A 12,606-nucleotide genomic window follows, 5' to 3' on the forward strand; every position below is an offset into this window, starting at 1 on the left:
CACAATATTTTTAATCTCATTTTAATAGCGTAATCTTTTTAGTGGCAATAATCCATTTTAGAACTTATTTAGAGTATTAAATATTCACCAAAATAGTTATAAGCGGAGTAGTTAATTGTAAAGATTAATTTGAAAGATAATTATTATACAAATAAAGATAATGTATTTAGTGATATCTAAGGGTATTCAATATTAAGAGGATTCTTAAGTATCTTCACTATAACGAATCACATTTTTTATTTTAGTGCCGAGATAGTGAGGAAGTAGATTTAATTTTCCAGCTGCTCTGTGATCTCTTCTCGCTTCTCCGCCGCCTCTAGCCATGCTTCTTCTAATGTTTCGCTCTCTGCTTCGAGCGTACTTTTTTCTTGATCAAATGTTAAGATCTGTTCGGGAGATAGGGTCTCATAACTGCTAGGATCACCTAATAGCTGTTCAAGCTCTTCTATTTTCAGGGCTAACTTTGCCAACTTCTTTTCAGCTTGTTCGATCTCTTTTGTAAGGCGTCTCTGTTCTGTCTGTAATTTTTTGCGAGTCTCTCGATCGAGATGATGCTGTGGTCGCTTCTCTGTTATTACATTTCCTTTTTCAGCTCGAGATGCAGCACGATTCTGCTCAATGAGATATTGGCGATAATCTTCTAGATCACCCTTAAATTCTTTGAGTGATTGATTTGCTACAAGAAGAAACTGATCGCAGCAGAGCTCTAAAAGGGAGGCATCATGAGAGACCATTAAGAGACCACCACTAAATGATTGTAGAGCCATTGCAATTGCCTCTCGCATCTCAATATCGAGATGGTTCGTCGGCTCATCGAGGAGGAGTAGATTAGGTTTTTGATAGACAATAAGCGCGAGTGCTAGACGTGCCTTTTCTCCCCCTGAAAAGGGTGCTATCGCTTCTAAAACTTTATCCCCATGAAAACCGAAGGAACCGAGAAAGTTGCGTGCATCTTGGGTGGTAATTTGGCTATCTAATTGTGTTAAATGCCAAATAGGCGATTCACTTAGTGTTAAGTACTCCACCTGATGTTGGGAAAAATATCCCACTTTGAGGTGCTCTGATGCGATGATTGTTCCAGAAGTGGGTAGATTCTCTCCGGCGATCAATTTGATGAGTGTCGATTTTCCCTCTCCATTTCGTCCTAAAATGCCAACTCTCGTCTCAGGTGTTACCGTAAAATTGATCTCTTTGAGAATCATATCGCTTGGCTGATAGCTAAAGCTTACATGATCGAGGCGAATGAGGGGATCGGGCAATCTTTCCGGCGTTTGAAATTGGAAAGAGAACTCATTTTCAGCCACAACGGGGACAATATCCTCTAACTTCTCGAGCGCTTTGACACGGCTTTGTGCTTGCTTTGCCTTTGTTGCTTTAGCGCTGAAGCGATCAATAAACTTTTGGAGATGGGCACGAGTCTTCTCATTTTTCTCAAATTGTGCCTGTTGATGTGCTAATTTCTCTGCTTTTAAGCGGAGGAAGGCACTGTAATTTCCGCTATAAACGGTTGCTCTTTGTTGATAGAGATGAATGATCTGAGTGCAGATATTATCGAGAAAATCTCGGTCATGAGAGATCACAATTAAGATGCCGGGATACTGTTTGAGCCAATTTTCCACCCAGACAACTGTTTCAAAGTCGAGATGGTTTGTCGGCTCATCGAGCAGAAGAATATCGGAGCGACACATCAATGCTTTACCAATATTGAGGCGCATACGCCAACCACCGGAAAAATCTTTAACCTGCTTATGATAATCTTCAACCTTAAATCCTAGACCATCGAGTAGTTGATAGGCACGGCTCTCTGCCCGATAGCCATCAATTTCCTCAATTCGTGCATAGATATGAGCAATCTGATCGGCATCATTTTGTGCTAAGGCTTCCACCTCAGCTTCACGAAGCGCTAATAGCTCCTCATCTCCACTCAAAATATACTCAAAAGCTGAGAGTTCAGTGTTGTAGATCTCTTGTGCAACTTCAGCAATAACCGCTGATTTAGGGATATGAATCTCCCCTTTATCAGGCTCATGACGACCGAGAATGGTATTGAAGAGCGTTGTCTTTCCGGTACCATTTTTACCTACGAGCCCGACACGCATGCGGGGAGTGATGGAGAAGTTGAAATTATCGATAAGAATATTCGCATTCATACGAATGGTTAGATTTTGAAATTCAATCATAGTGATCTTGTGGTATCTCGTCGTATCTTGTAAGTGGGGTAAGGGAAGGGGAAGTTGCTCTCTGATTCTATAACGCTTTATTTATAGTTATATCGATTTATATCATCGTTATACATCGGTTGCATCATTGATCGCATGCCACATTAAAAAAGCTTCTTTAGTCGCTTTTACATCATGAACTCGTAATATTTTTGCGCCTTGCTCTATGCTCCAGAGTGCTACAGCAAGATTGCCGGCAAGTCGATCTTTAGGTTGCTCTACGCCAGTAATTGCACCAATAAAGCGCTTACGAGAGACGCCAACGAGGTAGGGGTATGGGCTCTTCTCTATCAGTAGTGAAAGCTCTTTGAGGAGGGTGAGTTGTTCGGGAACCGATTTATCAAAACCGAAGCCGGGATCTAAGATAATTCTTGATGACTCAATGCCTTGGGTAACACATTGCTGCGCAATCTTTTCTAAGTGATGAGAGACTGAAAGAGTCACACCTCCCTCTCGTTGATAATCTCCGGTGATATGCATTTTTTGATGATTACCTAACATATGCATTAGGATCACTGCCGCTTTTGATTCGAGTAGATATTCAAGTGCGCCGGGATCGCTCAAAGCAGTTACATCATTGATAATATCAGCACCGAGGTCGAGCATTGCTTTCATCGTCTCTGCTCGAAAGGTATCGATTGAGAGGGGAACGTCGAGCTTTTTTCTAAGGAGTGATACAACGGGGTAGAGACGTCTGATCTCTTCCTGACTATCGATCGGAGTCGCTTTAGGATTAGTGGATTCTGCTCCGATATCGAGAATATCTGCTCCCTCCTCTAGCATCTCATAGGCTCGATCTAACGCACGCTCAGGGTCATAATAATCGCCCCCATCAGAGAAAGAGTTGGGCGTTAAGTTAAGAATTCCCATAATTTTGGGAGTATTTAGATCTAAAGATCGATTATTAAAGGTTATTTCCATAAGTCCAGAAATTAATAAGGTTATCAGATTGTTAGATTATTATATTGTTAGAGTATTAGATTATCAGGTTATCACTATAAGTTTTTATAAACGTTTATAAGTGTTATTAAGGTTGATTCAACCTAGCGGTATTAACCTAACTCCATTGGAGTAGTTTCATTTAAGTGGTTGTATTTAAGGTAGTCACTAGAAAGAATCTCTATTCTATATGAGAAGGATATGAGAGCGATATGAGAAAAAAAGATGGCAGAAGCCATCTTTTATATTTTATATCTATATCTTTATCATCTTCCAAATCGCCGGATCTAGATAGAGTTTTTTAGATAGAGGTTATCACATCTATCAATCCTCTCTTTATCTTCTCTAGAGGGTGGTAACGGCTAGAGGTGACGGCGAGGATCATAGTTATTGTTAATATGTGGATCTTGCTCTCCTAGATCTTCAGGCTCTTCTTGAGATGTTGTTCTCTCTGATTGCACCTCTGAGGTAGATTGAGGAGACGGCTCATTTGTCTTTGAAAACTCACCTTCTGTCGCCTCATCCCCCTTTTTGTGGGAGAGCTTATCCGTTGATGCAATTAAAAGATCCCCATCGACGCGTTTTACATCTTTAGGTCGCTCATCAAAGGCTAAAGCCATCGCTTCCTTAAAGAGTGTTAACGCACCTTTCTCATCATTCTGAATAAGTTTAATCTCACCCATTAAGCGATAAGCTTTAACAAATTGCGGGTCGAGTTGAATCGTCTTCTCAAGATGGGCCATTGCTTCATCATATTGTTGATTGCGAAAGAGCATATGTGCCAAAGTATATTGTGTGATCGCACTATCTGGCGCATCCGCATTAAACTTCTTCGCATGATGAAGTAGTTTTTGTTGATCCCCTCGATAGAGATGGGCGTAGGCAAGGATCAGCATCTCATTGTGGGAGCGATTGATCTCTTTGCGCAGAACCTCCTCGGCCCGTTTAGTATCTCCAACATCGAGTAGACGATTGGCATATGCAATCAAGAGTGCAGGTTCATGTTGAAGGTTTTTAGGAAGGCGGCCCCATACAAGTCGTAGTTGATCTGAATCTTTACTAATTTGACTTGCATACTCAAAGAGCGCTTTATAGACACTTTCGGTGTAGTAAGTGATCTCTTCGCTAGGTGTTAAGCGGGGAAGAGCCTTCTGTAAATTGGGGAGAAGCCTAAAGAGCGCTTCATTTTTACCCTGTTTTTGAAGGGCGACCGCTAATAGAAGCGTGGCATAATAATTTTTCTCTCGCTCTAAAAGGGTATTGAGAAGTAATTCTGCTTTTTCATTCTCATCCGCCTCTAAGAGGAGTTCAGCACGCTGTACTTCTGCTAATTCTCGATCATGCTTAGAGTCAGAAAGATCGATCTCTCGTAGATAGCGATCTCTTTTTTCAATATTGCCAGAGAGTTGCGCTGCTCTTGCTGCCCCGATATAGCAGAGATTTTTGCTTTTGCTCCCTTTCGCCGCAAGTAGAAAGAGATCTTCAGCGACTGTAGGGCGATTCTCAAGTAGTGCCAGTTCAGCTTTTGCAAATTGTTTTTCTGCAACCTTTGCCCGTCGATTGAGGGTAAAGTGGCGCATAATCTTAGGCGTTCTAACGATAGTAATAATAAGACGAATCACCACATAGATAATAAGAATAGAGATTGCAGCGAGAAGCAATCCCCCCACAATAGTGGTGTGAATCGTTTTAGGTCCAATAAGAGGAAAAGTACCTGTTATTAGAACCTGTCCAGTATCATCTTTGACGGCAAAGAAGAGAAGAATGGCTAAAATCGGGATAAGAATAATCCAACCGATTGTTTTAATTAATCTACCCATTATTGCGCTCCTTTATATGCTCGAAGAGTTGCCTCAAAGTCTGTTAGAGTGCGCTCAATATTGGGGGGTGTGACCTCGAGTTTTGCATCAAGAAGCCATTGTAATTGTTGAATAGCCTCTCTTACATCGGCATTATCTTCATCGAAGTAGGTTTTAACCCAAGATTGAACAGTCTCGACAGAGTGTTTGAAGAGGGTGACTTGATCTTGAAGTAACGCAATTTTTGCCGCGGTTAATTCAAGTTGAGTATTTTGCAGAAGGAAGAAGCGATCCTCTTTTGCCATTAATTCTGGCACTTCTGCTCGCTTATCTTCAATGACGACAAGATGCTTGAGAGAGCTTGTTAATTTATCAGTCCAGCTCTCCCCTTCAGGTGCGCCTTGATTGAAGATCTCATTTTTAAGATTGACTAATGCGCTATCACTCTTAAGTGGCGCTTTTTGAAGGAGCACGGTCACTTTCTCTAAGCGATTTGTAATATCAACAAGATCCAATGGAGTTAATGTTTTGAGTGTCTCAATATTAGCCTGGAGTAATTGTTTCGTCTCGTTGAAGTTAATGCTGTTGATTTGAGAAAGTTTATCGAGTGCTGAGTTTAAGATCTGTCCTGCAGTCTTATAATCTTTATCATATTGTACTTTCTGAATTGCAACTTTAAGAAGGTAATCAACCTCTGTCGTGCGAAGCATCTCGAGATCTGTAATATTTTTAATGGTAGAGATAAGCTCTTTTGCTTCGTTGAGAACCACATTTTGCTGTAACTCTTGCGCTGCTAATTTTTTATCAAAATCATTAGCAATGGTGATGGCTTGGTTACTCACTTTAGCAATATTGTTGATCTGATCACTCTGCGTTAAGAGCTCTTTTTGCGTTGCCGCTAACTTATCGATCTGCGCTTGCAATCCTTTTGCAGACTCTGCAAGCGACTGGTTAAGCTGCTCATGTTTTTGTGCAACAGTAGCGACCTGTCCAGAGAGTGATTGTGCATCGCTTGCCGCAATCTTATCAGTTGTCACTTTTAGGGTTGAGAGGCTCTGATTGAGAGTATCGATCTCCCCTTTAAGGCTATTAATGGTTGCTGTATCTGATGCGAGAGCACTTTCAAGTTGCGCGATCTTGTCATCCTTTTCTAAAGAACCTTTATAGAAGGAGAATCCTCCAAGACCTAATCCCCCTAAAGCTAAGATAAGCGCAAGATAGGTAAGCCCTTGGCGTGGGCGAGGCGATTCAGCTGTCGCATGGGTTGGGCTCTCTTCAACTTGAGGAGCTTCTAGCTGAGGAGTGGTTGTGATATTTTCCTCAACCATGGAGCTCTCCTTAAGGGTGCTTGTCTCAGTTGAATCTTTCACGCTCTCATTTTTCTGCTCGTTCTTCTCTTCTGTAGAGTCCGCTTTAGGAGTATCTTGTGAAGTCTCGGTTACGGGAAGGTCCTCTTTCTCTACCGATTCTGTTTCAGTCGCTACTTTTTCAGAGGCTTGATTCTCTTTGCGCGCATTTCCGCGTTTTTTATTGCCTTTCTGGTTGGCGCGTTTACCATTGGCCGGCGGATCATTATCCGGCTTTTGAGTGCTCTCCACAGATGCTGCATCAAGCTCTTTATCTACAGTAGTAGCCTCATTGGTAGAAGTTTTTGGGGAGATAGACTGTTCTGTTTTTTTAGAATCTTGGTTATTCAGCTCTTGCGTCATAGAGCGCTCCTTATCATTATCAGGTGAGATAGAAGGGGTATTGAGGGGATGGTTATAAGAGTTATTCAATGAATTAAAGTTATTAAATTTCTCTTCGATTGCTTGCCATAGATCTTTTTCGAGTGCAGATCGGGCAACAATGACTCTCTCAAACCCTTCTGATTTTACTATGTTTTCTAATCGTTCGCTACCAACAAAGACCCCATCAATTTGGGCTCTCAGCTGGTGTCGATCTAAAATAGGAAGTAAGTTATTGAAAGCTTCTTGGCTAGAGATTACAAGATAGAGCCGTTTTGGTGAATCTGTTGAGGGCGATTGGGTCTTAAATTCTAAAATCGGCTTGAGATCAAGCATCTCTTCTCTTGGGGCTTCTCGGCGATAGACATCACAATATTTGCCAAAACCTTGAAGATCATTAATTGCTTTATCGAGAAGTCGTCGCCCCCCTTCGCCACTGATGATTAAGATCCTTTTGCCGGCAATATTGTGCTCTTTTAGGGTTTGAACCAGGGCCTCTGAGGTGTAAGGTTTAGGGGCAGTGATTGACTCCTTGCCCTCAATATAGGGTTGTAATGCTCTCTCAGTGCCAGAGCCGATAGAGATAAATCCCTTAATTTTGTCAAATTGAAGCCCTAACTTTTTCGCAAATCGAACAGAGTTTGGGCTTGTAAAGAGCAGGTAGTCATAGGTTGATACTTGCGCTAAATCTGCAAGGGCGGCTTGAAGATCTTGTGGATCGGCAATAGTGATGCCGGGAAGATCAAATGCTGTAAATCCCGAATTTTGTAACTTTTGGAGAAAGGTTTGTGACTGCCCTTTAGGGCGCGTCACAATGATTCCAATTAGATTATTTTTCGGAGAATGATTCTTTTCCACTCTCTTTATCCCCATAGATGTTGCCATAGAGTTAGCCATAGATCTTTTCAAGGATCTCTTTTGCTCCTCGAGAGAGGAGGTTATCTGCAAGCGCCTCGCCTAAAGCGGCAGCCTCTTCTGGTTTGCCCCATAACTCATGATAGATGATGGTACCGTTATCAAGATCACCTACTAATCCTCTAAGAAAGAGCCCCTTATCGCTTAATTGAGCAAAGCCGGCGATAGGTGCTTGGCAGCCACCATTTAATTTTGCATTGAATGCGCGCTCTGCAGTTACACAGGTTGCGGTCTCTGGGTCATTTAGCTTGGCAATGATCTCTTGTACCGCACTATTATCAGTGACACACTCGATTCCAATGGCTCCTTGACCGACAGCTGGTAATGAGATTGTATCGGGTAGAAGTTGCGTGATCTTCTCTTCAAAACCTAATCGAATGAGACCGGCAGCAGCTAGAATGATGGCATCGTACTCCCCATTTTCTAACTTTTGTAGGCGGGTATTAACATTACCTCTAAGATCTTTAATTTGAAGGTCAGGGCGATGTGCTAAGAGTTGTGCTCGGCGACGTAATGAGCAAGAACCTACGATAGCACCCTCTGGAAGATCATCTAAGGATTGATAGTTGATAGAAACTAATGCATCTCTAGGATCTTCCCGTTTTAAAATCACTGGGACACTCATTCCTTCAGGCAACTGCGAAGCCATCGGTACATCTTTCATTGAGTGGACGGCAATATCAGCTCGACCTTCTAACATTGCAACTTCTAGCTCCTTAATAAAGAGACCTTTGCCCCCAATTTTACTGAGTGGGGAAGAGAGGAGTTGATCCCCTTTAGTAGTCATGCCGAGAAGTTCAATCTCCATCTCTGGAAAATGTTTAAGTAATTCACTTCGAACATGATTTGCTTGCCAAAGAGCGAGAGGACTTTCACGTGTTGCAATTGTTAATTTCATCTTTTTATCCTAATAATTCGATTTCAGTATAGCGCTCAAGATCAATTTAAATTGATCGATATTGAATATAACCTCAGATAATATATATCAAATATATCTTATATTTTATCTGTATCTTACCTATATCTTATCTTTTAAACTCGATCTTTTCGATCATTCCTTTGGTCGATCGCTTTTGTGATCTGACCAAAAAGAGTGATTACCACTGGTGATTGGTCCGATAAGCTACTCGATTAGCCATCTTTTATCTTCATACTTTTATATGTCTGATATATGTCTGACTAGGATCGATCAATCTCAATAGCATTATGGGTAATGGAATATGTTATCAATTTATAAGAAACGCTTTGCTTTTTCTTGTGGCATCTCTCTATTTTTTGTGGTCATTAATCCTTAGAATAGTGATTCTACTTCTAGTTGGATGCTGTTAAATGGCATGTGGCAAATGAGCAAATGGCGAAAATAGCGAATTTAATGGGTAAGGTTAATCGAGAAATGTAATCGAGAAATGGGAATAAGGAGATCTGATGCAAAATATTATTACGGTTGATGGTCCAAGTGGAGTAGGGAAAGGAACGCTTTCACTTCAGTTGGCCAAAAAATTGGGGTGGCACTTTTTAGATTCAGGGGCGATCTATCGGGCAGTTGCCCTCTTTGCAGAGAAGAAGGGGGTAGACTTAGAGGATGAGGCAGTTGTTGCATCACTTGCAGAAGCGCTTCCGCTTCGTTTTGAGGTTGTTGAGTCAATGCTCCATATCTATCTTGCTGAAGAGGATGTGACTTTGCAGATTCGTGATGAGAAGACCGGTAATAAAGCGTCTATTGTCGCTAAACAACCTAAGGTTCGAGCAGCACTTCTTCAAAGACAGCGAGATTTTGCTCAAGCGCCAGGATTGATCGCAGATGGTCGAGATATGGGGACAGTGGTCTTTCCTGAAGCTCAATTAAAGCTCTTTTTAACCGCAACGGCACAAGAGCGGGCAAAAAGACGTTATAAACAGTTGTTAGAGAGTGGAATTTGCGCTAATATAGAGCAGATTTTATCTGAGGTTGAGGCAAGAGATGAGCGAGATCGGACGCGGTCGAGCGCCCCTCTCATAGCGGCAGATGATGCGATTATTATCGACACATCTGAACTTGGAGTAGATGAGGTCTTTACCCTTGCTTGGAACGCCGTCACGGAGCGGTTTCTCTAGAATATAGAGAAATTTACCGTTGATAGATGCGCTACAAGTGAAGAGCGGGATCGATTTATCCTAGGTCAATTTCTCTTAAAACATCTTCTAAAATTCTACTGAGTAGTTCCACTTAGCGATTCTACTAAAGAATTAGGTTGGGGTTGAAATTGAAGTTGAAACTTCGTTAATGGGCAGTGAGGAGACTGAAAGTATCGGTCCCTCTTTTGCTTTATTCATCAGATAGAAGCGGGTAATCAGAAGATTATTTATTGGATGTAGGTTTCACAAATGTGCATTCAACTAGATCTTGATGCTTATTGAGTCACTGAGTAGTCATTGAGTCATTGGGTATTTAGGAATAGGGTAAGCACAGATAGTTGTGATTTTTTATTACTTTAAACAAGTCGTAGATAGGAGTAGCTCTATAATCTCTTCTTACTAATTCAGATTAACGCTTGCGCTAATGGATAAAAGAAAAGGTTGTAGCGAAAGAATATTCCACATATCTATGCATTTTTAATTATATGTCATTAAGTTTTGCAGAATTATTTGAGCAATCAATCGCCGAAGAACAAGCACGTGAAATTGGTGCAATCATTGAAGCAACGGTTGTTAAGATCGAAAACGGTTTTGTAATCGTTGATGCTGGCCTTAAGAGTGAAGGTCGCATCCCCGCTGAACAATTTCAAGACCTAAATGGTGAAATTGAAGTTCAAGTTGGTGATAAAGTAGACGTTGTCCTTGAGTCATTAGAAGATGGTTTCGGTGAAACTCGTCTTTCACGTGAAAAAGCGAAACGTGCAGAAGTATGGGCATTCCTTGAGAAGAAACTTGAAAATGATGAGATCATTAAAGGGGTTATCTCAGGTCGCGTTAAAGGTGGATTTACTGTTGATATCGGTACAGAGCGTGCGTTCTTGCCAGGTTCATTAGTTGATGTTCGCCCTGTTCGTGATATCGCATATCTTGAAGGTAAAGAGCTTGAGTTAAAAGTTATCAAGCTTGACCAAAAGCGTAACAACATCGTTGTTTCACGCCGCGCGGTACTTGAAGAAGAGTATTCTGCAGAACGTGAAGAGCTTCTCAAAACACTTGAGGAAGGTGATGTTGTTAAAGGGATCGTTAAGAACCTTACTGACTACGGTGCGTTTATTGACCTTGGTGGTATCGACGGTCTCCTTCATATCACTGATATGGCGTGGAAACGTGTTCGTCACCCATCTGAGATCGTAGAGATCAATCAAGAGATCGAAGTTAAGCTTCTTAAATTTGATAAAGAGCGTAACCGTGTATCACTTGGTCTTAAACAACTTGGTGAAGATCCATGGAAAGATATCGCAATGCGCTTCCCTGCAGGTCTTCAAACTAAAGGTAAAGTTACTAACATTACTGACTACGGTTGTTTTGTTGAAATCGAGCCAGGCATCGAAGGTCTTGTTCACGTTTCAGAAATGGATTGGACTAACAAAAACGTTAATCCTTCAAAAGTTGTTACTGCGGGTGAAGAAGTGGGTGTTGTTGTTCTCGATATTGATGAAGAGCGCCGCCGTATCTCTCTCGGTATGAAACAGTGCATGCCAAACCCATGGTCTGAGTTCGAAATGAAATACAACAAGAACGATAAGATCAAAGGTACAATCAAATCGATCACAGATTTCGGTATCTTTATCGGTCTTGAAGGTGGTATTGATGGACTTGTTCATCTCTCTGATATCTCATGGAGCGTTCCTGGTGAAGAAGCAATCCGTGAATATAGCCGTGGTGATGAGATTGAAGCAATGGTATTAGCAGTTGATGCTGACCGTGAGCGTATCTCTTTAGGTATCAAACAACTTGATCAAGACCCATTCTCTTCATTCTTAGCAGAACATGAGAAAGGTTCTTTAGTAAAAGGTGTTGTTACTGAAGTTGATGCTAAATATGCTGTTGTTGATCTTGGTAATGGTGTTGAAGGTAACCTTCGTGCATCTGAAATTTCATCTGAGCGCGTAGAAGATGTTCGTAACGTCTATAACGTAGGTGATGAAGTTGAAGCGCGCTTCGTAAGCGTTGACCGTCGTAACCGCTCAATCGTTCTCTCTGTGAAAGCAGTAGATGAAGTGAGTCCACAAGATATCGCTGAGTACACAAATGATAACGTTGGTGCTACAACATTTGGTGATCTCTTGAAAGAGCAATTAAAACAGCAATAAAAGCGCAAGCGCAATAAAATATCAGTAAAATGGTAGAAAACTAGTAATAGTTTTAAATTGCTTATTGCATGACCTTAAGAGGTCAGTAAAAACCGCAGACAATTAATCTGCGGTTTTTTTATAGAGGTCGTTGATTTTAATGAAGAAAAAGTAGATATTTTCAGGGAATTTGTTGCTTAATCGAAGGATAAACTGTATTATTTTATATATAAAAATATACATAAATTTACGAATCTGTGGATTTATGGTAGGAATTAGGGAATAGAGTCAAGGAGAAGTAGAGTGACTAGATCAGAGCTAGTACAGAGGTTAAGTGCAAAATATCCACACTGTTCAACTGCTGAAGTTGAAAAGAGTGTTAAGAAAATTTTAGAACATATTACGGAAACCTTAGGAAAAGGCGGGCGTATCGAGATTAGAGGTTTTGGTAGCTTTTCAGTACGTTACAGAGAACCTAAAATTGGACGCAACCCTAAAACTGGGGATGCAGTAAAGTTAAGTGGTAAATACACAACTCATTTTAAGCCGGGGAAATTACTTCGTGAGCGTGTCAATGAGAGTCGTGAACATTATGAATTACCTAAATAAGTAGTTAAATAACTCAATAGACTTAATATTGAGTAGTGAGAATTGAGCATTAGAGATATTAGGCATATTTAATCTATCTAGTGGATATTTAAAAGCTGTTCGATTGATATATTGTGATCACTATTATCGGTAGCTATATTGAATGGCTTAG

8 protein-coding genes are annotated in these 12,606 nt (G+C 41.0%); 3 read left to right on the forward strand and 5 right to left on the reverse strand.

Annotated elements, in window-relative coordinates; translation table 11 throughout:
- Window positions 1-269 precede the first annotated feature (269 nt).
- From DC077_RS03295 to hemC, 5 genes are all read right to left on the reverse strand, one after another.
- Window positions 270-2,180 (reverse strand): ABC-F family ATP-binding cassette domain-containing protein, encoded by a 1,911-nt coding sequence (locus tag DC077_RS03295; protein ID WP_109200917.1) that lies wholly within the window; start codon window positions 2,178-2,180, stop codon window positions 270-272.
- A gap of 108 nt (window positions 2,181-2,288) precedes the next feature.
- Window positions 2,289-3,089: a dihydropteroate synthase gene (folP, locus tag DC077_RS03300; protein ID WP_239990390.1), complete on the reverse strand. Its 801-nt coding sequence runs from the start codon at window positions 3,087-3,089 to the stop codon at window positions 2,289-2,291.
- 431 nt (window positions 3,090-3,520) lie between these two features.
- Complete coding sequence (locus DC077_RS03305; RefSeq protein WP_109200915.1) at window positions 3,521-4,978, reverse strand: heme biosynthesis HemY N-terminal domain-containing protein; 1,458 nt, start codon at window positions 4,976-4,978, stop codon at window positions 3,521-3,523.
- Window positions 4,978-7,542 carry a uroporphyrinogen-III C-methyltransferase gene (locus DC077_RS03310; RefSeq protein ID WP_162297633.1) on the reverse strand — a complete coding sequence of 855 codons (2,565 nt, stop codon included), beginning with the start codon at window positions 7,540-7,542 and terminating at the stop codon, window positions 4,978-4,980. The genes DC077_RS03305 and DC077_RS03310 overlap by 1 nt, the downstream gene beginning before the upstream one ends.
- 31 nt (window positions 7,543-7,573) lie before the next feature.
- Entirely contained in the window at window positions 7,574-8,497 is a 924-nt protein-coding gene (gene hemC / locus DC077_RS03315; RefSeq protein WP_109200913.1) for a hydroxymethylbilane synthase, read from the reverse strand.
- 527 nt (window positions 8,498-9,024) lie between these two features.
- Between hemC and cmk the strand changes: the two genes are divergently transcribed.
- The 3 genes from cmk to ihfB all read left to right on the forward strand — a co-directional run bounded on the left by cmk (window position 9,025) and on the right by ihfB (window position 12,455).
- Window positions 9,025-9,693, forward strand: coding sequence for a (d)CMP kinase (gene cmk / locus DC077_RS03320; RefSeq protein WP_192874911.1), 669 nt, complete (start codon window positions 9,025-9,027; stop codon window positions 9,691-9,693).
- A 506-nt stretch (window positions 9,694-10,199) separates the two neighbouring features.
- The gene (gene rpsA / locus DC077_RS03325) at window positions 10,200-11,867 is read left to right on the forward strand and encodes a 30S ribosomal protein S1 (protein ID WP_109200911.1); all 1,668 of its coding nucleotides are present in this window, start codon (window positions 10,200-10,202) and stop codon (window positions 11,865-11,867) included.
- 282 nt (window positions 11,868-12,149) lie between these two features.
- Window positions 12,150-12,455: an integration host factor subunit beta gene (gene ihfB / locus DC077_RS03330; RefSeq protein ID WP_094566623.1), complete on the forward strand. Its 306-nt coding sequence runs from the start codon at window positions 12,150-12,152 to the stop codon at window positions 12,453-12,455.
- Window positions 12,456-12,606: the final 151 nt, after the last annotated feature.

This window comes from Ignatzschineria cameli (genome assembly GCF_003121895.1).
Classification (GTDB): domain Bacteria; phylum Pseudomonadota; class Gammaproteobacteria; order Cardiobacteriales; family Wohlfahrtiimonadaceae; genus Ignatzschineria; species Ignatzschineria cameli.

Coding starts and splice junctions, on each gene's coding strand:
- cmk (WP_192874911.1), top strand. CDS start 9,025: ATGCAAAATATTATTACGGTTGATGGTCCAAGTGGAGTAGGGAAAGGA.
- DC077_RS03295 (WP_109200917.1), bottom strand. CDS start 2,180: ATGATTGAATTTCAAAATCTAACCATTCGTATGAATGCGAATATTCTT.
- rpsA (WP_109200911.1), top strand. CDS start 10,200: ATGTCATTAAGTTTTGCAGAATTATTTGAGCAATCAATCGCCGAAGAA.
- DC077_RS03305 (WP_109200915.1), bottom strand. CDS start 4,978: ATGGGTAGATTAATTAAAACAATCGGTTGGATTATTCTTATCCCGATT.
- folP (WP_239990390.1), bottom strand. CDS start 3,089: ATGGGAATTCTTAACTTAACGCCCAACTCTTTCTCTGATGGGGGCGAT.
- hemC (WP_109200913.1), bottom strand. CDS start 8,497: ATGAAATTAACAATTGCAACACGTGAAAGTCCTCTCGCTCTTTGGCAA.